Below are 20,436 nucleotides of genomic sequence, written 5' to 3'. Positions count from 1 at the left end.
TTTGCTTACTTTTGCGCTTTTCAAAAGTGAGCCGCCGTCAGGGCGGAACCCTAAGTGGCCGTTACCGCAGAAACGGATATGTACTCGATCTGATCCAACATCCTGGTCGGCCTAGAGGCCGCCATCGGGGGCAAGCCCCCTCCCACATTTGGACCGGGATCGACACAAAATCCTGGTCGGTCCTGAGGCCGCCATCGGGGGCAAGCCCCCTCCCACATTTGGCCCAGGATCGACACAAAATCCTGGTCGGCCCTGAGGCCGTCATCGGGGGCAAGCCCCCTCCCACAATTTAACCCAGGGCTAAATTCGGAACTGGCGCAACAACCCGTCAAGCTGCTCGCTCAAACCCCGCAACTGCGCGCTGGCCACGCTCGACTGCTCAGCCGCCAGCGCGGTGCTGTGGGACAGCCCGGCCGCCTGGGTGACGTTCTGATTGATGTCCTCCACCACATGCGCCTGTTGCAGAGTGGCACTGGCAATCGAGGCATTCAGGCCGTTGAGATTATGCAGCGCCTGGCCGATCGCATTGAGGCTCGCACCGGCCAGGCCGGCTTGCTCGATGGTCAGTTGCGAGGCGCTGTGGCTGTCGCTGATCACCTTGACCGCCGCTTCCGAATGCCCTTGCAGGCGCTCGATCATTGCCTGGATTTCGGCCGTGGATTTTTGCGTGCGCTGGGCCAGCAGGCGTACCTCATCGGCTACCACTGCAAACCCACGGCCCTGTTCGCCGGCGCGTGCGGCTTCGATGGCGGCGTTGAGGGCGAGCAGGTTGGTCTGGTCGGCAATCGAACGAATCACTTCCAGCACGCCGCCGATCTGGGTGCTTTCGCTGGACAGGGTACGGATCACCTCCACGGCCTGGCTGATGGTGCCCGAAAGCTGGTCGATCTGCTGCAAACTGCTGTCGATGTTGACCTGGCCTTGCTCCGCCTGGGCCTGGGCATCGCGCATTTCGCTGGCGGCGTGCTCGGCATTCTTGGCCACGTCCTGCACGCCGTAGGTGACTTCATTGATGGCGGTGGCCACCAGTTCCATCTGTTGCGACTGCTGCTGGCTGCGGTCGTGGGCCTGGCTGGCGTTGTGGCCCAACTCGGTGGACGACTCGCCCAGGCCGTTGGCACACACCTGCAATTGGCCGACCACCTGGCGCAATTTGGCGGTGAAGGTATTGAAGTGCCGGGACAACTGGGTGACCTCGTCACGCCCGTGAGTGTCGAGGCTGCGGGTCAGGTCGCTTTCGCCGCTGGCGATGTTGGCCATCGCAGTCACCGCCGCCTGCAACGGCTGCACGATACTGCGCGCGATCAACAGCACCAGCAGGGCCATGACCAGCGCAATGGCCAGGCCGATAGCAGAGGCTTTCCACACCTGGACGCTGAACTCGGCCTGCACGTCGTCCACGTAGACGCCCGAGCCGATGATCCAGCCCCAGGGCTCGAACAGTTGGATGTATGAGGTTTTCTGCACCGGCGCCTCGGCCCCAGGCTTGGGCCAGCGGTAATTGACGATGCCGGCGCCCTTGGCCCTGGCCAGGCTCACGAATTCATTGAACACGGCAAACCCGTCCGGATCGCGGATCGCCGAGAGGTTCTGGCCGTCCAGCTTGGGGTTGGCCGCGTGCATGATCATCACGGGGGTGAGGTCGTTGATCCAGAAGTAGTCATCGTGGTCGTACCGCAGGCCGCGCACCGCGCTCAGGGCTTGTTGCTGCGCCGCTTGACGGGTGAGTGCGCCGGTCTTTTCCAGGTTCTGGTAGTAGCCGAGCACGCCGCTGGCGGTTTGCACCACGTGCTGGGTCTGTTGGCGCTTGGCCTGGTAGAGGTCATCATGGATCTGTTTGAGCATCAGGGCGCCCAAGGTCAGCAGCATCAGCACGGCGACTATCAGGATCAGCCAGAGGCGCCGGCTGATCGACATATTGCGCAAACTGTTCATCGTCCTGTCACTCCGAGCCTTTTATAATTGTGGGTGTTGCATCGACTTTTGCGGCTTGTCTGATAGGCTTTCGGCCCGTAATCGAAAAACCTGAGTACTGCCTGATTTTTCACGGAATTTTTGCATTCCGGCATTGAGAATCAACGCCGGGCGCTGCAGTGCGCTCGTTGTCAGTGAACTTTAAAAAACACTAGGAGGCACGCCAGGCGCGTGACCTTTGGAGAAAGCATGGATTTTTGGACCGCCATACAGGCACTGATTCTTGGCGTGGTCGAGGGGCTGACGGAGTTTTTGCCGATCTCCAGCACCGGCCACCAGATCATCGTCGCCGACCTGATCAACTTCGGCGGTGAGCGTTTCGAAGCATTCAATATCATTATCCAGCTGGGCGCGATCCTCGCCGTGGTCTGGGAATTTCGCCGCAAGATCCTCGACGTAGTCATCGGCTTGCCCACCCAGCGCAACGCCCAGCGTTTCACCGTGAACCTGATCATCGCCGTGTTGCCGGCGGTGGTGCTGGGGGTGATTTTCGCTGACCTGATCAAGCATTACCTGTTCAACCCGATCACCGTGGCCACGGCCCTGGTGGTGGGCGGTGTGATCATGTTGTGGGCTGAACGTCGCCAACATGCGGTGCATGCGCAAACTGTCGACGAGATCACCTGGAAGGACGCGCTAAAGGTCGGCGTGGCGCAGTGCCTGGCCATGATCCCGGGCACTTCACGCTCCGGTGCAACGATCATCGGCGGCCTGTTGTTCGGCCTGTCGCGCAAGACCGCTACCGAGTTTTCGTTCTTCCTGGCCATGCCGACCATGGTCGGTGCTGCGCTGTACTCGGGCTACAAATACCGCGACCTGTTCCAGCCGGCGGACCTGCCGGTGTTCGCCATTGGCTTTGTCACCTCGTTCATCTTCGCGATGATCGCGGTCAAGGGCCTGCTCAAATTCATCGCCAACCACAGCTATGCGGCCTTTGCCTGGTACCGCATCGCGTTCGGCCTGGTGATCCTGGCGACCTGGCAATTCGGCTGGATCGACTGGACCGCCGTCAAACCATGAACATCCAGCACCCACGCCTGAAAGCGTTGCTCCTGGTGCTGCTGTGCGCGGCGCCGCTGCTGGGTTCGGCGCTGCTGTGGTATCGCGGGGAGACCGTGATCCCGCTGGCAGCCTACGGCGTGGTCAGCGTGGTGGCGTTCTTTCTGTACTGGAGCGACAAGCGCAAGGCGCAGACCGAGGGCCGGCGCATCCCGGAAAACATCCTGCACGCCGTCGAGCTGGCGGGCGGTTGGCCGGGGGCGTTGATCGCGCAGCAGGTGTTCCGGCACAAGACGCGCAAGGTGTCCTACCAGGTGCTGTTCTGGGTGATCGTGCTGCTGCACCAGGTGTTCTGGCTGGACCAGCTGTTTCTCGGCGGCACGCTACTGTCAATCCTCTAGCACCAACCCGACCTGTGTGCGCTTGGGCAGCTTGCTCACCACCAGCTGGTGCGAGCGCTGCAACAAGCCACGCAGTTCCTCGGAACCGAGCGGGTAGGGCGTGTTCATGATGATCCACTGCGCACGTGCCAGGTACGGCGCCGGGTGGATGCCCGGGCGATCAACGTGGCCGAGGAACAGCGCCTTGTCGACCTTGAACGCCAGGGAGTCGCCGCGCAGGTTCTGCAACGCGAACATCTTGTTGCCGGCAATCGAGAACACCCGCACGCCGCCCCATTTGTAGTCCTCGCGCGCCCCCGGCAGGCTCAGGCAGAACGCCGCGACTTGTGCTTCGGTCATGCTCATAACAGACGGTCTCCGCAGCCTTTGAAGCCCTCTTCCATATAGTCGATCCAGGCGCGAATCGCCGGCAGCACGCCGCGCCGGTGCGGGTAAACGGCCTGCAGCCAGCCGCCGGGCAACGACCATTGCGGCAACAGTTGCACCAGCCGGCCGTTGGCCAGTTCTTCTTCGCAATCCATCATCGGCAGCACCGTGAAGCCCACGCCCATGAGGGCGCTGGTCTTGCGTACGATGAAGTCTTCGATGCCCAGGCGAGCCTCCATGACCAGCTCATGGGCGTTGCCCTGGGGGTCGATGATGCGCTGGTGCACCATGCGGTCCGCCTCGAGTGCACCCATGATCGGCAATTGCCTGAGTTCTTCCAGGGTCTCTACCCGGCGGTCACGCAGGAGTGCCGGGCTGGCCACCAGCACAGTTTGCGCCCGGCGCAGGCGTTTGGTGACCAGCAGCGGGTCTTCGTCGCCTAACTCGCGTACGCGCAACGCCACGTCGATGCCTTCGGCCACCAGGTCGACGCGACGATTCACCAGCGTCATGTCCAACTGCACCAGCGGGTGCGCGGCGAGAAACCCGGCCACCAGTTCCGGCATGATCTGCTGAGCCAGCCCGACCGGGCACGTGACCCGTAGGCGCCCCCGGGGCTCGGTGGACATGCTGGCCACGGCCTCATCGGCCATTTCCGCCTCCACCAGCATTGCCTGGCAGTGGCGCAGGTAGCGTTCGCCGACGGCGGTCAGGGTCAGTTGCCGCGTGGTGCGTTGCAGCAGGCGTGCGCCCAGGCGCTCCTCCAGCTCGGCAATGCGCCGCGACAGCCGCGACTTGGGAATCCCCAATAAACGCCCGGCGGCGGCGAAACCGCCGGCTTCGACGACTTTGGCAAAGTAATAGAGGTCGTTAAGGTCTTGCATGCTGGGCCTATTGTCCTGTCAGTGGGACAATCTATCGCATTCCAGGTGGCTTATCGATGATTGATTAGGTGCGTAGCATCACCACCATCTGATCGCCCCTGTCGATCCCACCTCGGAGACCCCACCATGAAACTGTTGCATATCGATTCCAGCATCCTCGGCGACAACTCGGCTTCGCGTCAGCTCAGCGCCGGCGTGGTCAAGGCATGGCAAGCCGCCGAGCCGGGCGTGGAAGTGACTTACCGTGACCTGGCCAGCGAAGGGATCAATCATTTTTCCGGCGCGACCCTGAGCGCATTGGGCACCGCTGCTGAACTGCGCAATGCCGCGCAAAAGCATGAAGCCGAACTGAGCGCATCGTCGCTGGCTGAGTTCCTCGCCGCCGACGCCGTGGTGGTCGGCGCGCCGATGTACAACTTCACCATCCCGACCCAGCTCAAAGCCTGGATCGACCGTATCGCCGTCGCCGGCCAGACCTTCCGCTACACCGAAACCGGTCCCGAAGGCCTGTGCGGCAACAAGAAAGTCATCATTGTCTCCACTGCCGGCGGCCTGCATGCCGGCCAGGCATCCGGTGCCGCCCATGAAGGCTACCTGAAGCTGCTGTTTGGCTTCTTCGGCATCACCGATATCGAAATCGTACGCGCCGAAGGACTGGCCTACAGCGACGAAATGCGCAGCAAAGCGTTGAGCGACGCCAACGTGCTGATCAGCGAGCAATTGTTCGCCGCCGCGTAAGGCTTGTGTAAATGTTCGCCTCGCCCGGTTTCAATCTGAAGCCGAGCGCCTAAACTCTGTATTCTGATCGCCTGAGCGCGAGCGGAGTACGGAGTTTTTCCATTTATGGCCCAGGTTATGCAGCTTGGGTTCAATACCCGGGAATTTTTAGACGGACTGCCGGTTCTCATGCAGCAAAGGTGGACATCCCCATGATGCGTCTCTGTGCTGTTTTGGTTCTTTCCCTGTGCGGCGGCCTGCTTTCAGTGCACGCCGCGCCTGCGCCGCACCCGCATTGGAGTGTGGGCTTTCATCGCATGAGCATTCTCGACCCGCTGGATTCGCAGCCGATGAAGGCCATTGCGTTTTACCCTTCCACCGACGCCGAACACACCACGGCGCTGGGCCCTTACCACGTGGCGGCGGGCGAAGACGCCAAGGTTGCCATCGGCCGTTTCCCGATGCTGATGTTGTCTCATGGCAATACCGGCACACCGCTGGCCCTGCATGATCTGGCCACCTCGCTGGCGCGCAAGGGCTTTGTGGTGGTGGCGGTGCTGCACCCCGGCGACAACTACCAGGACCATAGCCGCCTGGGCACCGTGAGCAATTTGTATGGTCGGCCAATCCAGATTTCACAGGCCATCACCGCGGCGTTGAACGACCCGATGCTGTCGCCCTTCGTCGACATCGACCAGGTGGGTGTGATCGGCTATTCGGCCGGCGGCGAAACCGCGTTGATCCTGGCGGGTGCCAAACCGGATTTCGAGCGCCTGCGCCGCTATTGCCAGCAGCGCCCGGAGGACCGTGACGCCTGCACCACCAAGGGCGAGCTGGTGGTCGACCGTGACGACTTGCAGCCCCAGGCTGATCCGCGCATCCATGCGCTGATGCTGATGGCGCCGCTGAGCCTGATGTTCGGTCGCCATACCCTGGCCGACGTGCACGTACCGGTGCTGCTCTACAGCGGCGATGGTGACCAGTTGGTGGCCGTGGACAAAAACGCCGCCGCTTTGGCGCGCAAACTGCCGCAGCCGCCGGACTTCAAACTGCTGGCCGGGGCAGGGCACTTCGTGTTCATGGCACCGTGTGACAGCGATCAATTGGCGACGATGCCGGCCATCTGTACCGATGCCGATGGCGTCGACCGTGAGGGCATCCACCGCGACCTGGTCTCCGAGGCCGGGCGCTTTTTCAGTCACACCCTCGGCGAGGCGACCCGCGCCGGGTTGCAGACCGCTGATCAGTAAGCGCGACGCTTGAGCTGCACGGTCAATACCAGCGCGGTCACTGACAGCAGCGCCGCGCAGAAGAAGATCCAGTCGTAGCCGAGGTTCAGTGCCACGGCGCCCATCAACGGCCCGGCAATCGCCAGGGACAGGTCGAAAAACACCGCAAACGCACTCAGCCCGGCGCCCCGGCTGCTGTCCGGCACGCGCTTGATGGCTTCCACGCCAAGCGCCGGGTAGACCAGTGACAAACCGACGCCGGCCAACCCTGCGCCAATCAACGCCACGCCGGTCGACGGCGCCAACCACAGCAGCGCGAGGCCCAGGGTTTCGATGACCATGCAGGCGATGGCGGCGGTAAAACCACCGACGCGGCTGATGGCGGAAATAAACACCAGGCGCGACAGAATGAAACACGCGCCGAACACCGTCAGGCAGTACGCCGCGCCGGTCCAGCCGCGATTCAGGTAATACAGGGTGATAAACGTGGTCAACGTGCCGTAGCCAATCGAGGCCAGGCACAGGCTGGCGCCATACGGTGCGATATGGCCGAACACCGCCCAGAACGGCAGGCGCTTGCCGCGCACCACCGGTACCGAAGGTTTATTGCGGATCAGCACCAGGCCCAGCGCGGCCAACCCCGCCAGCGCCAGGCCCAGGCTGGCGAAGCCGTAATCGGCCACCATCACCACCCCCAGCGGCGCGCCAATGGCAATTGCGCCGTAGGAGGCGATGCCGTTCCAGGAGATCGAGCGGGCCGTATGCTCGGAACCGACCGCGCCCATGCACCAACTGATGGTGCCGACGCCAATCAAACCCTGGGCCACGCCCAGCAGCAGCCGACCGGCGATCAGGATAGCCAGGCTCAGCGCCGGCAAGTGCTCAAGCAGGACGGCGATAAACGTCAGCACGCCACTGATCAGGATACCGGCCAGGCCCAGCACAATCGCACGCTTGGTGCCGACATTGTCCGACATGCGCCCGGCCATCGGCCGACTGAGCAAGGTGGCCAGGTACTGCGATCCGATGGTCACGCCGGCAACGACTGCGCTGTAGCCCAGATGCTCGTGCACATAGCCTGGAATCACAGCAATCGGCAGGCCGATGCAGATAAACGCGATAAAGGTGTAGAAGACGATGGAGACGATCTGCAGGGTGATCGACAGGGAGGAGGGGGCGGCGGGCATGAATAGTCAATCGCTGGGGGCGGTAGAAGCATCATGGCATATCCCGCACGACTGTAGGAGCGAGCTTGCTCGCGAAGAGCGTCAACGATAACGCGGGTTGCCTGATTCTGCGCGGTGCTCTGAGGTTTTTCGCGAGCAAGCTCGCTCCTACAGGCGTGTGCATGCAAAAAGCCCTGTCACTGGGACAGGGCTTTTTCTTGCAGCTTGCAGCTGAGTGCTGTTCTTAGAACACCACACCCTGGCTGCGCAGGTAGTCGTCATAGGTGCCGCTGAAGTCGATCACGCCGCTGGCGCTCAACTCGATGATGCGGGTGGCCAGGGACGATACGAACTCACGGTCATGGCTGACGAAGATCAGCGTACCCGGATAGTTCTCCAGCGCCAGGTTCAGCGCTTCGATGGATTCCATGTCCAAGTGGTTGGTCGGTTCGTCCATGATCAGCACGTTCGGCTTTTGCAGGATCAGCTTGCCGAACAGCATGCGGCCTTGTTCACCACCGGAGATCACTTTTACCGACTTCTGGATTTCGTCGTTGGAGAACAGCATGCGGCCCAATGTGCCACGAATCATCTGCTCGCCCTGGGTCCACTGGCCCATCCAGTCGAACAGGGTGACGTCGTCTTCGAAGTCATGGGCGTGGTCCTGGGCGTAGTAACCCAGTTCCGCGGCGTCGGTCCACTTGATGCTGCCGGCGTCCGGGGTCAGTTCGTTGACCAGGGTACGCAGCAGGGTGGTCTTGCCGATACCGTTCGGGCCGATGATCGCCACGCGCTCGCCGGCTTCAACCTGGAAGCTGAAGTCCTTGAACAACGGCTTGCCGTCAAAACCCTTGGCCATCTTCTCGACCATGACCGCCTGACGGTGCAGCTTTTTGTTCTGTTCGAAACGGATGAACGGGCTCACGCGGCTTGACGGCTTGACCTCGGCCAGTTGGATCTTGTCGATCGCCTTGGCACGGGAAGTGGCCTGCTTGGCTTTCGAGGCGTTGGCCGAGAAGCGGCTGACGAAGGATTGCAGTTCGGAGATCTGCGCCTTCTTCTTGGCGTTGTCCGACAGCAGTTGCTCGCGGGACTGGGTCGCCACGGTCATGTATTCGTCGTAGTTGCCCGGGAACAGGCGCAGCTCGCCGTAGTCCAGGTCAGCCATGTGGGTGCACACGCTGTTCAGGAAGTGACGGTCGTGAGAGATGATGATCATCAGGCTGGAGCGCTGGGTGAGGATGTTTTCCAGCCAGCGAATGGTGTTGATGTCCAGGTGGTTGGTCGGTTCGTCGAGCAACAGCACTTCCGGATCGGAGAACAGCGCCTGGGCCAGCAATACGCGCAGCTTCCAGCCGGGCGACACTTCGCTCATCGGGCCGAAATGCTGTTCCAGTGGAATACCCAGGCCCAGCAGCAGCTCGCCGGCACGGGATTCGGCGGTGTAGCCGTCCATCTCGGCGAACTCGGTTTCCAGCTCGGCCACGGCCATGCCGTCTTCTTCGCTCATTTCCGGCAGCGAGTAGATGCGGTCACGCTCGGCCTTGACCCTCCACAGCTCCTCGTGGCCCATGATCACGGTGTCGAGCACGGTGAATTGTTCGTAGGCGAACTGGTCCTGGCGCAGCTTGCCCAGGCGCACATTCGGCTCCAGCATGACCTGGCCGCCGGACGGCTCGAGGTCGCCGCCGAGGATTTTCATGAAGGTCGACTTGCCGCAACCGTTGGCACCGATCAAACCATAGCGGTTGCCAGCGCCGAACTTGACCGAGACGTTCTCGAAGAGCGGCTTGGCGCCGAACTGCATGGTGATGTTAGCTGTGGAGATCAATTACTTTACCTATCAATGGGTTGCGAGCGTGACGGCAGGTGCCTTCAGGCATGCGTCAACAGCGACATCAAGGCGCGAAACCCGGTCGCTGAACGGAAAATTTGGGATGTGTGTTGGAATTTGGCGCGCATTGTCGCATATGTCAGGCGACAGTTGTATGGCCAGCGAAGGTTGGTTTAGCCAATGTCTCCGGCATGGCCAGCCATAGCAGTAGCAATGCGGCGGCGGCCACCCCGGCCAGGGTCAGGAAGGCGGCGTTGTAGCCGGCCATTTGCACCACGAAGCCGGCCAGGCTGCTGCTCAGTGCCGCGCCCAGGCCAAACACGGTCGACAGCGCGCCGAGGCTGACGTTGAAGCGGCCGGTGCCTTGGGTCAAGTCCTTGACGATCACCGGGAACAGCGCGCCGAAAATGCCCGCGCCGATGCCATCGAGCATCTGCACGGCAACCAGCCAATAGGGGTCGTTGGACAAGGTGTAGAGCACGCCGCGCAGCGGCAGGATCATGAACCCGGCCAGCAGCAGCGGCTTGCGCCCCCACACATCGGCCTTGATCCCCACCAGCATCGCCGTCGGCACCATCACCAGCTGAGCCGCGACGATGCAGGCCGAGGTCAACGGCGTGGCCATCTGCAGGTTGATCTGCGACAGTTTCTGGCTGACCAGCGGCAGCATCGCGGCATTGGCCAGGTGAAACAGCGCGCAGCAAATGGCGAACAGCAGCAGCGGACGGTTGGCGAGCAGCACGCGCAGGCCCGAGGGCTGCTCATGGTCGGTGTGGTGAGCCGGGTCGAAGCCACGGGCCACCTCGTGGTCGATCGCCTTGGCCGGGACGCAACTGACGGCGACGACACTGGCGACGGCCATAAACGCCATCAGGTAGAACACCACCACCGGCCCGAACAGATACGCCAGGCCGCCGGCCAGCAATGCCGCGACGGCGTTGCCGGCGTGATTGAAGGTTTCGTTGCGCCCGGTACGCCGGGTAAACGCGCGCGGGCCGGTGATGCCCAGGGAAATCGCGGAAATCGCCGGGGCGAACACCGAGGCGGCGATGGCGCTGGCGGCCTGGGTCAGCGCCACCCAGCCAAATGAACTGACGAAGGGCAGCATCAGGCAACTGAGCGTGACCAGCAGCGCGGCAACCGCAATCACCGCGCGTTTGCTGCGGGTGCGGTCGATCAGCGCACCCGCCGGGCCCTGGGTGAGCAACGCGGCGACCCCGGCCAGGGTCATGACCACGCCGATACTGGCCGGGTCCCATTGGTGTACCGCCAGCAGGTAAATCGCCAGGTACGGCCCCAGGCCGTCGCGTACATCCGCGAGGAAGAAATTCAGGCTGTCCAGGGACAAGGCAGTGCGCAGGTCTGAGTGATGGGCCACGATGCTATCTTCCAGAGCGCCGTCCGGGGCTGGACATGCGTTGGGGTAATGACCTGCACGCCGGGTAATTAGTTCGCGGTCGCCAGGCAATTTCAGGCGCAAAAAAAAGCCCGCAAGCAGAGGCGGGCCAAGGGATTCACTGGAGTAGGTAGGCTTCACCCTATAGGTCGCAAAGTGAAGGCCTTGTGAAAATGCTGTGATCAATCCGCGAAAGCAGGCCGTTCATGCCCTGCGCACGAAGGTGCGCATGGTCTGCCCCGGGCCCGTGCTGAATACGGTGGGCCGGGGCATGCCTGCATCGGCGGCGATAAACACAAAATGATCGCCATCCAGGTGATAGCTGGCCGGTAGTGACTTGCCGGCGTCCGCGCCGATGGCGTCCACCCAGGTAATGCTTTTAGGCGTGGTGTCGGCGTCCAGCACAAAACGGCCCGCCAACAGGGTTTCCCCCTCGACGGTGACGACTTCGAATGTATCGGCACTGATGGTGGTAATTGCACCTGGCGCGCTATGTGCATCTGGCGGGTTGAGCACGCCATTGTCTTCCAGAGCGATTTGCTCCCAGGCACCTTGGAGGGCGCGATAGTCCGTGGCTGAAGAGGATGGCATGCAACTTCCTTTTGCTGAGGGGAGAGGCGGGCAATTGTATCGGCAATGTAACAACACTGCGGATAACGAGATTTTTTTCTTTATGCGACAGCTATTTGACAGCTTTTTCATGTTGGATTGACTACGCTTATAGCGTGATAAGTCCCACATAAAAATATCTTCGTGACTACACGTCGGCATAAAGCAGAAATAATCCCTAAAGCCGTGGGATTTTTCGTCAGCCTAAGTGGTCAGACTGCCATTGGTCGGCCGTGTTCAGGGCGTTGTCCCTGACTTGAAGCCGCTAGGGCTTCCGCTAAGTGATGGCCTTTTAGTATTAAATTAAGGTGTTCTTATTTTGAATCGAAGTTCCTCGCTCACGCCCGCTGTAGCGTCTGATGAAATGGATCTGTTTGAATTGTTCAATGCCATATGGCGGCAGAAGAAGCTGATCGTGGGGTGTACGGTTCTGGCGGGGATCCTGGGGGCGGGGTATGCCTTTCTGGCACCCAAGACCTTTGAAGTCAGCAGTGTGCTGCGGCCTGCGGCGATCAATGAACTGGACGCACTGAACCGCTCCGAAGTGTATAAATTGCCGCCCGCTGATGCGTTGCTCAAAGTAGGCGCGCAGTTGGACTCCTACGAGGCGCGCCTGGGCTTCTTCAAGGACCATGAGGAGTTGTTCAAGGCGTTCAAGAAGCCAGGGCAAACCCTGGAGCAGAGTTTTGAAGACTTCAATCGCAACTCGGTCAATCTGATCCTGCCGGACCCGAAGAAGGCCGATTCGCTGAGCAACTACATTCGCCTGGAATTGCAGTATCCGACCGATGTCGACGGGGTGAAAATCCTCAACGGCTTTGTTGACTACGCCATTGCCGCAGAGCGTCAGCAGGTGGGGGCCGACCTCAAGGTCATCGTGAACAACCGCCTCAATGAGCTCAAGGGCAAGATCGACGCGGCCCGTGCCAACTACGACACCGACAAGGAATCGAAGATCGCCAAGCTGCTCGAAGCCGACCGGCTCAAGCGCGCCCAATTGGAAGATGAGCTCAGCGCCCTGCGCCTGCAGATGAAAATGGAACGGACCAACCGCCTGGCGGAATTGGCTGAAGCCATCGGCATCGCCCAGTCCATGGGCATCAGGACACCGACCACGCCATCGTCGATGGCCGACGCCACGCGAACCGGCTCAAGCCAGGTGATGCGCACCGAGGTCAACAATCAGAAGATTCCGTTGTACTTCATGGGTACCGAGGCGCTGGAGGCCGAGCGCGCCTCGCTGCAAAAGCGCACCAGCGATGACTTCACCAACCCGCGTATTGCCGAAATTGGCAAGGAACTGCGGTTGCTGGACGCCAACCGCGAAGTTGAAGTGCTGCGCAAACGTGGCAATGAAGACATTTTCCTCCAGGACGTAGAACCGCTGCGCGCCGAAATCGCCAGGCTGCGTGGTTTGAACATCGACATGAGCAACCTGAAACTGGTGACGATCGACCGCCGCGCCCAGGAGCCGCTGTCACCGGTCAAACCGAAAAAAGCCCTGGTCATTGCATTGAGCGTGGTGGGCGGTTTGCTGCTGGGCCTGGTGATCGCGCTGGTCCGCCACCTGGTGTTGACCCGACGCGAAGTCGTGCCGTTCTCGGCATTGGAAGACAGCAGTTTTTCCCGCCGTGAGCGTAAGGACGATCAACTGTAAGCCGTCGCACCGCCCTCCAGTGGGCGGGTCTTGCGGCCCGCCCGCTCATCCCCCCAGCACACTTCATAGACAGCTTTTCACAATTCTTAGTTAACCTTTGGTTACAAAGTATGGCTAAATAACCGCCAATGGTCACACATCGCATGGTCCTCCAGCCGGTCGTGTCACCTGTATGTGAATTGTGATTTCAGGTGCTGCTTATCCATCCTCGGCCGTTGTGGGCACGCAGGAGCAGCCTGTTCTCTCCCTGACGTGTGACGAATCCCTTGAAACTCATCATTGTTGCTCTCTACGTTGCCTCCATCGCGTATGTACACCTGCGTGGCCGGGTGCGACACAAGCTGGGCCGCCAGCTCAGCGATCATTCGACATTCCTGGCGCCGATCAACTGCTTCCTGTACCTGTTCTCCAAGCAACCCAGCCGCCCGTTTCTGTCGCCCAGCGACTTTGCGGACCTGCGCCCGTTGCAGGAGCACTGGGAAGAGATTCGCCAGGAAGGCCAGAACCTGATGCGCGCCGGGGAAATCAAGCGTTCGCAGCAGTACAACGATGTGGGTTTCAATTCGTTCTTCAAGTCCGGCTGGAAGCGCTTCTACCTCAAATGGTACGGCGACAGTCATCCCTCAGCGATGAAACTGTGCCCGCGCACCACCGAACTGGTGCAAAGCATCGGCTCGATCAAGGCCGCGATGTTCGCCGAGCTGCCGCCGGGCTCCAAGCTCGTGCGTCACCGTGACCCTTACGCGGGTTCCTACCGTTATCACCTGGGGCTGGATACGCCGAACGATCCGGGCTGCTATATCAATGTGGACGGTGAAAGCTATTACTGGCGCGACGGCGAAGCGGTGATGTTTGACGAGACCTACATTCACTATGCCGAGAACACCACGTCGCATAACCGCATCATTCTGTTCTGCGACATCGAACGGCCGATGAAATACCGCTGGGCGGCCGCATTCAACCGCTGGTTCAGCCGCAATGTGATGGCCGCTGCGGGGTCGCCCAACGACGAGGGCGACAAGACCGGCGCACTCAATCGTGCCTTTACCCGCCTATACAAAATCAGGTTGCGTGGCAAGGAGCTCAAAAAGCGCAATCGCACGCGCTATTACCTGGAAAAATGGGCAATCTTCGCCGCTTTGGCGCTGATCTTCATTCTGATCTGATTCGATCCGCGTGGGCGCGAATCACTTCGGTGGCTTCGCGCCCAGCTTGTCCCACATTCGCTTGCTGATCTTCTGACGATTGGCATAGCCAGCCCAAGGGTCATCCTTCAAATCGCGCAACCGTTCGTGCAGATTGGCCACTGTCCATTGCTGGGCGCCGCGCAAGTCATTGAGTTCATCCCGACTGACGGGCACCGACACCGGCAGGCCCGGACGTGCCCGCACGGAGTAAGCCGCCACCGTGCTGGCGCCGCGGGCGTTGCGCAGGTAATCGATGAAGATTTTGCCCACGCGGTTCTTCGGGCCGCTGGTGGCGGTAAAGCGCTCCGGCAGTTGCCGGGTCATGAATTGGGCGATGGCTTTGGCGAATGCTTTGACGGTGTCCCAGTTATCCCGTCGCGCCAGCGGTACGATCAGGTGAAAGCCTTTGCCACCGCTGGTTTTGACGAAGGCCTGCAAACCTATTTCATCCAGTACCGACAGCGTCAACTGCGCCGCTTCCAGCATGGACTTCCAGGGCAGGGCGGGGTCCGGGTCGAGGTCAAGGACGAACAGGTCGGGGGTTTCGATCTTGTCTGTGGTCGCGCCCCAGGTGTGCAGCTCAACCGTGCCCATTTGCACCGCGCCGATCAGGGCATCGGCGCTGTCTATTTCCATCAGGCGGGCATGGCCGGGGTCCAGTGCCTGGTCCAACTGCTTGATGTGCGGGATGGTCATGCGCTCGGAATGCTTCTGGAAGAACTGTTCGCCTTCGATGCCCTCCGGCGCCCTGAGCAGCGAGACGGGCCGGTTGCGCAGGAAGGGCAGGATGGATGCGCTGATATCGGCGTAGAACTGCGCCAGTGCCTGCTTTTGCGTGCCGCTCTGCGTGTCGATGACACGATCAGGGTGGGTGATTTTCATGGCTTTTACGGTTTTCACCGCCTTCTCGGGCTTTTTCGCCTTTGGCGCCGTCACCGATGTGGCCGTACGCGGCTGTTCATGAATGATCTGCTCAGCGGGCTTGTCGGTGCGCATGCCCACAAATGCAGCCTGGCGCACCAGGCCTTCCCGGGTCCATTGCGCAAATTGCACTTCACCGACCAGGCGCGGCTCAACCCAGTGCACGCCGCGCGCCTGGGCGCTGGTCAACGGTTTTTGCAGCGGCGAGTCCGTGCGCTCCAGCGGGGTGAGTTGGGCGTAGATGGCTTTAAGCGACGCCTGGTCGAAACCGGTGCCCACACGCCCGGCATACACCAGCCCGGCGTCGTCGTTGACCGCCAGCAGCAGCGCACCAAACCCGGTGCGCGAGCCTTGGGGGCGGGTATAGCCGACAATCACGAACTCCTGGCGCAACCGGCATTTGAGCTTGATCCAGTCGGCACTGCGGCTGGACACATAAGGGCTGCCGGCGCGCTTGCCGATCACACCCTCAAGGGCCAGGTCGCAGGCGCTTTGGAAAATGTCGCGGTGGTCGGCGGCAAAGGCTTCGGAGAAACGCAGCAGCTTGCTCTTGCTGGCGGACAGGGCGGATTCAAGTGCCGCGCGACGGCTTTCGAGCGGTTCCTCGCGCTGATCGCGGCCGTCAAGAAACGGCGCATCGAACAGGTAGTAAACGATGTCGAGGCTGCGACCGATGTCGAAGGCATTCTGCAAGGCCTGGAAATCCGGCAAGCCGTCGTCGTTGAGACTGACCACTTCGCCATCCAGCCAACTGTCCTTGAGTTTGAGCGCTTGCAAGGCTTTGGCCTGGCGCGGCAGGCGCTCGGTCCAGTCGTGGCCGTTGCGGGTGAACAGGCGTACCTCACCTTTGAGGATGCGCGTCAGGATGCGGTAACCGTCGAATTTGATCTCGTAGTGCCAGTCACCTTCGGGGGCCCGATCGACCAGGGTTGCCAGTTGCGGGGAGAATGCCTCGGGCACGGCGGTTGCCGCCTTGCGCGTGCTCGCCTTGGGCGCCGCTTTGGGTTTCGCTGGCGTTTTGGTCTTGGCCTTGGGTTTACCGACCACCGCATCGCTGAGCACGCTGGCGGGTTGGGCCGCGACGATATCGTACTCAGCCGAGGGACGCGCCTGTTGGTCCTTTTCCTTGATCAGCAGCCATTGTTCCTTATCACCGCTGCCTTTGAGCCGGGTGCGCACCAAGGTCCAATCGCCCGTGAGTTTTTCGCCGACCAGGCCGAATTTCAGTTTGCCGGCGGCATAGGCCTTGTGCGGATCGTCATGGGGTTGCCAGATGCCGCGGTCCCACACGATGACATCGCCTGCGCCATATTGCCCGGCGGGAATGCTGCCTTCAAAGCCGCCATAACTCAGGGGATGGTCCTCGACGTGCACCGCCAGGCGTTTCTGGCTCGGGTCCAGGCTCGGTCCCTTGGGCACGGCCCAGCTCAACAGCACACCGTCCAGTTCCAGGCGAAAGTCGTAGTGCAGGTTGCGCGCAGCATGCTTCTGAATCACAAAGCTCAGGGCCGACGCGTTGCGCTTGCCGGCCGGTGACTCGCCGGCCGGCTCGGCGGTAATCTCGAAGTCGCGTTTGCGGTTGTACTCGCCCAGGGGCTTTGCCATGTCGTTCTCCAGCCAATGGCAGGCTCAAGAGGCCTTTTTGTTGGACTTTTTCGCTGCGGGTTTTTTCGCCGCAGGTTTGCCCGCCAGGCTGCGCTTGAGCAGTTCGGTCAGGTCGATCACATCGGCGGATTTGCGCTCTTCGCTGCCTTCGGTCGATTCGACGTCTTCGATCTTGCCGGCCTTGGCCTTCTTCTCCACCAGCGCCATGATCTTTTCCTGGAAGCTGTCGCGGTACTCCTCGGGCTGCCAGTCTGCGCTCATGTCTTGCACCAGACGCTTGGCCATGTCCAACTCACCCTTGGCCAGGGTCGGCTTGATCACGTCGCTGCCCAATTCCAGTTCATCCAGGCTGCGCACTTCGGCGGGCCAGCGCAGCATCACCAGCACCAGCGCCGACTCCAGCGGCATCAGTGCAGCCAGGTGTTGCTTGGTGTGCAACACCACATTGGCCAGGGCGACTTTGCCGGTTTTTTTCAAGGTCTCGCGCAGCAGCGCATAGACCTTGCCGCCGCGCTTGTCCGGGGCCAGGAAGTAGGGCGTGTCGATGTTCTGCAGGGGAATCTGGTCGCTGGCGACAAAGGCGATGATTTCGATGGTCTGGGTCGACTTCGGGTGGGCCGAGCGGATTTCCTCTTCGCTGAGCACCACGTAGCGACCCTTTTCATACGCCACGCCCTTGACGATATTCTCCTTGTTGATCTCTTTTCCGGTCGCCTTGTTGATGCGCTTGTAGCCCACCGGGTCCATGCTGCGTTTATCCAGCCAGTCGAAATCAACGCCTTGGGAGGATGTCGCCGACACCAGCGAGACCGGGATGTGAACCAGACCGAAGCTGATGGCGCCTTTCCAGATTGCCCGGGGCATAGATACCTCTCCTTCAAAGAATAAGCCTGTGTTCTGGTGACTCATGGGCCCAGGCAAAAGTTTCGGCGGCTGGATGCTCGGACAGATCCTGTTACACCTGATGAGAAACAATTTAATGTCGCCAGCCGAACCCCTGGGGTAGCGTGTTATCGAAAGCACGAGCACTACTCGACATAGCACTACTCGACATAGAGAGGCATCGTCATGAACAGTTGTAGGCGTTATCTGGCCGTGCTGGCATTGGGGCTGGTCCTGGCCCCCGTGGTCCAGGCGCAAACCCTGCCGGGCCAATACGATTCCAACAACAGCCCCATTCATCGGGCCAACCCCAACAGCATGCAGGGCACCCAGCCCAATGCGCCGGCCGTTCGCGGCATCCAGACCGCCCCGAGCAACCCTCGGCCTACGGTGCAAAACGGCGGGATCGGCAATCGCTATCCCAAGCGCGACCCCGCGCCCAGTCGCCCGACCACCGAAACCCAAGCGCCCACCTATGATGCCAACGGCAATCGCCGGTAAGGACTCGTCTTATGTTTCTACGCAAAACCCTGCTAGCCGCCCTGTGCGCAACCACGCTGCTGCCATTGGCAGTGGCTCAAGCCGCCGAGGGCCGACAGTTTCCCAGTGAGCAAGGCAGCGTCACGGCGACGCCGGTCGCCAAGGGCCTGCATCATCCCTGGGCGGTGGCTTTCCTGCCGGACAGGCAAGGCTTCCTGGTGACCGAGCTTCCCGGCCAGCTGCGTTTCGTCAGCCAGGACGGCAAGCTTTCCGCGCCGTTGACGGGCGTGCCGCAGGTGTGGGCCAAGGGGCAGGGCGGTTTGCTTGACGTGGTGCTGTCGCCCGACTTCAAGCAAGACCGCCTGGTCTACCTGTCGTACGCCGAAGGGGGCGGCAAGGATGGCAAGGCCGGGACCGCCGTGGGGCGAGGGCGCCTGGCCGATGACTTGAGTGGCTTGAAGGACTTTACGGTGATTCTGCACCAGGAGCCCAAGCTGTCCACCGGCAATCACTTTGGTTCGCGCCTGGCGTTTGACCGTGACGGCTACCTGTTCGTGACCCTGGGCGAAAACAACGACCGGCCCACTGCCCAGGACCTGGACAAGCTGCAAGGCAAGGTCGTGCGCATCTACCCGGACGGCCGCGTACCCGACGACAACCCGTTTGTCGGCCAGCCCGGGGTACGCCCCGAAATCTGGTCCTACGGCCAGCGCAACCCGCAGGGCCTGGCGCTGAACCCGTGGAGCGGGACGATCTGGGAAAACGAACACGGGCCACGTGGCGGGGATGAAATCAACATCATCGAGCGCGGCAAGAACTACGGTTGGCCGTTGGCCACGCATGGCATCAACTATTCGCTTGCGCCGATTCCCGAGGCCAAGGGCAAGACCGCCGAAGGCACCGTAGCGCCGCACCATGTGTGGGAGAAGTCACCGGGGATCAGTGGCATGGCGTTCTACGACGCCGATCGGTTCAAGGCCTGGCAGCACAACGTGTTTATCGGCGCATTGGCCAGCCAGGAGCTGATTCGATTGCAGTTCGAGGGTGACAAGGTTGTGCATGAGGAGCGTTTGCTGGGTGATTTGAAAGCGCGCATTCGTGACGTGCGGCAAGGGCCGGATGGTTTTCTGTATGTGCTGACGGATGAAGATGATGGCGTGCTGTACCGCGTCGGGCTGGATCAGGACTAGGCAGATATAGCTGACGAATGTGGGAGGGGGCTTGCCCCCGATGGCGGCCTCTGGGCCGACCAGGATGTTGGATCAGATCGAGTACATATCCGTTTCTGCGGTAATGGCCACTTAGGGTTCCGCCCTGACGGCGGGTCACTTTGGAAAAGCCCCAAAGTAACCAAAGGGCTCTTGCCCCACCACTCGGCACCTCGCCTGGGCTCGGTGTGCCCGAACGCAGGCTTGAATCCGTGGGCCGCCGCAATGGGCCATCCATGGCCCAGTGCGGCTAACCCGGCGTCCTGCCGGGTTGCCCACGGATTCAAGCCTGCGTTCGGCCAGCGTGGTTTAACGGGGCGCCTGAGATCAAAAGCAGATCAAGATCAAGAGCGACTCGCTGCGCATCGTGGTTACGGTTGGGCGCTAGAGAGTTGTGTAGATGCCTATGCTCATCGGCGGCAAGCCCCCTCCCACAGGTTACAGGCCCAATTCCGACAACCCCGGATGATCATCCGGACGCCGCCCCAACGGCCAGTTGAACTTGCGTTCGCTTGCCTTGATCGGCAGGTCGTTGATGCACGCAAAGCGGTTGGCCATCAGGCCGTTCTCATCGAATTCCCAATTCTCATTACCGTATGAGCGAAACCAGTTGCCGGAGTCATCGTGCCATTCGTAGGCATAGCGCACGGCAATGCGATTGTCGGTAAACGCCCATAACTCCTTGATCAATCGATAGTCCAGTTCCCTGGCCCATTTGCGCGTGAGAAAACCCTCGGCTTGTTCGCGGTTGTGGACAAACTCGGCGCGGTTGCGCCATTGGGTGTCCAGCGTATACGCCAGTGAAACCCGATGCGGGTCGCGGGAATTCCAGCCGTCTTCGGCCAGGCGCACTTTTTCGATGGCCGATTCGCGGGTAAAGGGCGGCAGTGGCGGGCGTACTTCTGCGTCAGTGGACATAGA

Annotated in this window: 18 protein-coding genes; 8 read left to right on the top strand and 10 right to left on the bottom strand. The window is 61.3% G+C overall.

The window, feature by feature from the left end; genetic code table 11:
- Positions 1-300: 300 nt before the first annotated feature.
- Entirely contained in the window at positions 301-1,935 is a 1,635-nt protein-coding gene (locus tag J1G34_RS12500; RefSeq protein WP_222994129.1) for a methyl-accepting chemotaxis protein, read from the bottom strand.
- Between the two features lie 228 nt (positions 1,936-2,163).
- Between J1G34_RS12500 and J1G34_RS12495 the strand changes: the two genes are divergently transcribed.
- Positions 2,164-2,994, top strand: coding sequence for an undecaprenyl-diphosphate phosphatase (locus J1G34_RS12495; RefSeq protein ID WP_065884577.1), 831 nt, complete (start codon positions 2,164-2,166; stop codon positions 2,992-2,994).
- Positions 2,991-3,374, top strand: a complete 384-nt coding sequence (locus tag J1G34_RS12490) for a DUF1294 domain-containing protein (protein ID WP_065893334.1) — start codon at positions 2,991-2,993, stop codon at positions 3,372-3,374. The genes J1G34_RS12495 and J1G34_RS12490 overlap by 4 nt, the downstream gene beginning before the upstream one ends.
- On the opposite strand, the gene J1G34_RS12485 is transcribed toward J1G34_RS12490, so the two are convergent.
- Positions 3,363-3,719 carry an MmcQ/YjbR family DNA-binding protein gene (locus tag J1G34_RS12485; protein ID WP_065896919.1) on the bottom strand — a complete coding sequence of 119 codons (357 nt, stop codon included), beginning with the start codon at positions 3,717-3,719 and terminating at the stop codon, positions 3,363-3,365. The two genes, J1G34_RS12490 and J1G34_RS12485, sit on opposite strands and share 12 nt — an antisense overlap.
- Positions 3,716-4,624 carry a LysR substrate-binding domain-containing protein gene (locus J1G34_RS12480; RefSeq protein ID WP_065896918.1) on the bottom strand — a complete coding sequence of 303 codons (909 nt, stop codon included), beginning with the start codon at positions 4,622-4,624 and terminating at the stop codon, positions 3,716-3,718. The genes J1G34_RS12485 and J1G34_RS12480 overlap by 4 nt, the downstream gene beginning before the upstream one ends.
- A 126-nt stretch (positions 4,625-4,750) precedes the next feature.
- Here J1G34_RS12480 and J1G34_RS12475 point away from each other — a divergent pair, with 126 nt between their 5' ends.
- Both J1G34_RS12475 and J1G34_RS12470 read left to right on the top strand, forming a co-directional pair.
- Entirely contained in the window at positions 4,751-5,362 is a 612-nt protein-coding gene (locus J1G34_RS12475; RefSeq protein ID WP_122562068.1) for an FMN-dependent NADH-azoreductase, read from the top strand.
- Positions 5,363-5,553: 191 nt separating this feature from the next.
- A complete protein-coding gene (locus tag J1G34_RS12470) occupies positions 5,554-6,591 on the top strand; it encodes an alpha/beta hydrolase family protein (RefSeq protein WP_065884582.1) in 1,038 nt (345 codons plus the stop codon).
- On the opposite strand, the gene J1G34_RS12465 is transcribed toward J1G34_RS12470, so the two are convergent.
- The 4 genes from J1G34_RS12465 to J1G34_RS12450 all read right to left on the bottom strand — a co-directional run bounded on the left by J1G34_RS12465 (position 6,585) and on the right by J1G34_RS12450 (position 11,557).
- Entirely contained in the window at positions 6,585-7,757 is a 1,173-nt protein-coding gene (locus J1G34_RS12465; protein ID WP_122560802.1) for an MFS transporter, read from the bottom strand. The genes J1G34_RS12470 and J1G34_RS12465 overlap by 7 nt on opposite strands.
- A gap of 223 nt (positions 7,758-7,980) precedes the next feature.
- Positions 7,981-9,567, bottom strand: a complete 1,587-nt coding sequence (locus J1G34_RS12460; protein WP_082632055.1) for an ABC-F family ATPase — start codon at positions 9,565-9,567, stop codon at positions 7,981-7,983.
- 142 nt (positions 9,568-9,709) lie between these two features.
- Positions 9,710-10,948, bottom strand: a complete 1,239-nt coding sequence (locus J1G34_RS12455) for an MFS transporter (protein WP_222994128.1) — start codon at positions 10,946-10,948, stop codon at positions 9,710-9,712.
- Positions 10,949-11,170: 222 nt separating this feature from the next.
- The gene (locus J1G34_RS12450; RefSeq protein WP_065893328.1) at positions 11,171-11,557 is read right to left on the bottom strand and encodes a TIGR03067 domain-containing protein; all 387 of its coding nucleotides are present in this window, start codon (positions 11,555-11,557) and stop codon (positions 11,171-11,173) included.
- A 382-nt stretch (positions 11,558-11,939) separates the two neighbouring features.
- On the opposite strand from J1G34_RS12450, the gene J1G34_RS12445 reads away from it, so the two are divergent.
- Entirely contained in the window at positions 11,940-13,232 is a 1,293-nt protein-coding gene (locus tag J1G34_RS12445; protein WP_122462938.1) for a Wzz/FepE/Etk N-terminal domain-containing protein, read from the top strand.
- A gap of 266 nt (positions 13,233-13,498) precedes the next feature.
- Positions 13,499-14,398 (top strand): lipid A hydroxylase LpxO, encoded by a 900-nt coding sequence (gene lpxO, locus J1G34_RS12440; protein WP_065896914.1) that lies wholly within the window; start codon positions 13,499-13,501, stop codon positions 14,396-14,398.
- A gap of 21 nt (positions 14,399-14,419) precedes the next feature.
- Here the strand turns inward: lpxO and ligD are convergent, their stop codons facing one another.
- On the bottom strand, positions 14,420-16,945 hold the full coding sequence (ligD, locus tag J1G34_RS12435) for a DNA ligase D (protein WP_122462939.1): 2,526 nt from the start codon (positions 16,943-16,945) through the stop codon (positions 14,420-14,422).
- A 24-nt stretch (positions 16,946-16,969) separates the two neighbouring features.
- On the bottom strand, positions 16,970-17,809 hold the full coding sequence (ku, locus tag J1G34_RS12430; RefSeq protein ID WP_065893324.1) for a non-homologous end joining protein Ku: 840 nt from the start codon (positions 17,807-17,809) through the stop codon (positions 16,970-16,972).
- A 204-nt stretch (positions 17,810-18,013) separates the two neighbouring features.
- On the opposite strand from ku, the gene J1G34_RS12425 reads away from it, so the two are divergent.
- Entirely contained in the window at positions 18,014-18,328 is a 315-nt protein-coding gene (locus J1G34_RS12425; RefSeq protein ID WP_222994127.1) for a hypothetical protein, read from the top strand.
- A gap of 11 nt (positions 18,329-18,339) precedes the next feature.
- Positions 18,340-19,497 carry a PQQ-dependent sugar dehydrogenase gene (locus tag J1G34_RS12420; RefSeq protein WP_222994126.1) on the top strand — a complete coding sequence of 386 codons (1,158 nt, stop codon included), beginning with the start codon at positions 18,340-18,342 and terminating at the stop codon, positions 19,495-19,497.
- A 456-nt stretch (positions 19,498-19,953) separates the two neighbouring features.
- Here J1G34_RS12420 and J1G34_RS12415 read toward each other — a convergent pair whose 3' ends face one another.
- Positions 19,954-20,433: a nuclear transport factor 2 family protein gene (locus tag J1G34_RS12415; RefSeq protein ID WP_122561847.1), complete on the bottom strand. Its 480-nt coding sequence runs from the start codon at positions 20,431-20,433 to the stop codon at positions 19,954-19,956.
- Positions 20,434-20,436 lie beyond the last annotated feature (3 nt).

Source organism: Pseudomonas sp. Wu6 (assembly GCF_019891515.1).
Taxonomy (GTDB): domain Bacteria; phylum Pseudomonadota; class Gammaproteobacteria; order Pseudomonadales; family Pseudomonadaceae; genus Aquipseudomonas; species Aquipseudomonas orientalis_A.
This window is presented reverse-complemented; position numbering and strand designations above follow the sequence as displayed.

Excerpts from the sequence above, each read along its gene's own strand:
- J1G34_RS12450 (WP_065893328.1), bottom strand. The coding sequence starts at position 11,557 with ATGCCATCCTCTTCAGCCACGGACTATCGCGCCCTCCAAGGTGCCTGG.
- J1G34_RS12425 (WP_222994127.1), top strand. The coding sequence starts at position 18,014 with ATGAACAGTTGTAGGCGTTATCTGGCCGTGCTGGCATTGGGGCTGGTC.
- J1G34_RS12470 (WP_065884582.1), top strand. The coding sequence starts at position 5,554 with ATGATGCGTCTCTGTGCTGTTTTGGTTCTTTCCCTGTGCGGCGGCCTG.
- J1G34_RS12495 (WP_065884577.1), top strand. The coding sequence starts at position 2,164 with ATGGATTTTTGGACCGCCATACAGGCACTGATTCTTGGCGTGGTCGAG.
- J1G34_RS12415 (WP_122561847.1), bottom strand. The coding sequence starts at position 20,433 with ATGTCCACTGACGCAGAAGTACGCCCGCCACTGCCGCCCTTTACCCGC.
- J1G34_RS12445 (WP_122462938.1), top strand. The coding sequence starts at position 11,940 with ATGGATCTGTTTGAATTGTTCAATGCCATATGGCGGCAGAAGAAGCTG.
- ku (WP_065893324.1), bottom strand. The coding sequence starts at position 17,809 with ATGCCCCGGGCAATCTGGAAAGGCGCCATCAGCTTCGGTCTGGTTCAC.
- J1G34_RS12490 (WP_065893334.1), top strand. The coding sequence starts at position 2,991 with ATGAACATCCAGCACCCACGCCTGAAAGCGTTGCTCCTGGTGCTGCTG.
- J1G34_RS12475 (WP_122562068.1), top strand. The coding sequence starts at position 4,751 with ATGAAACTGTTGCATATCGATTCCAGCATCCTCGGCGACAACTCGGCT.
- J1G34_RS12500 (WP_222994129.1), bottom strand. The coding sequence starts at position 1,935 with ATGAACAGTTTGCGCAATATGTCGATCAGCCGGCGCCTCTGGCTGATC.
- J1G34_RS12480 (WP_065896918.1), bottom strand. The coding sequence starts at position 4,624 with ATGCAAGACCTTAACGACCTCTATTACTTTGCCAAAGTCGTCGAAGCC.
- J1G34_RS12465 (WP_122560802.1), bottom strand. The coding sequence starts at position 7,757 with ATGCCCGCCGCCCCCTCCTCCCTGTCGATCACCCTGCAGATCGTCTCC.
- J1G34_RS12420 (WP_222994126.1), top strand. The coding sequence starts at position 18,340 with ATGTTTCTACGCAAAACCCTGCTAGCCGCCCTGTGCGCAACCACGCTG.
- J1G34_RS12485 (WP_065896919.1), bottom strand. The coding sequence starts at position 3,719 with ATGAGCATGACCGAAGCACAAGTCGCGGCGTTCTGCCTGAGCCTGCCG.
- ligD (WP_122462939.1), bottom strand. The coding sequence starts at position 16,945 with ATGGCAAAGCCCCTGGGCGAGTACAACCGCAAACGCGACTTCGAGATT.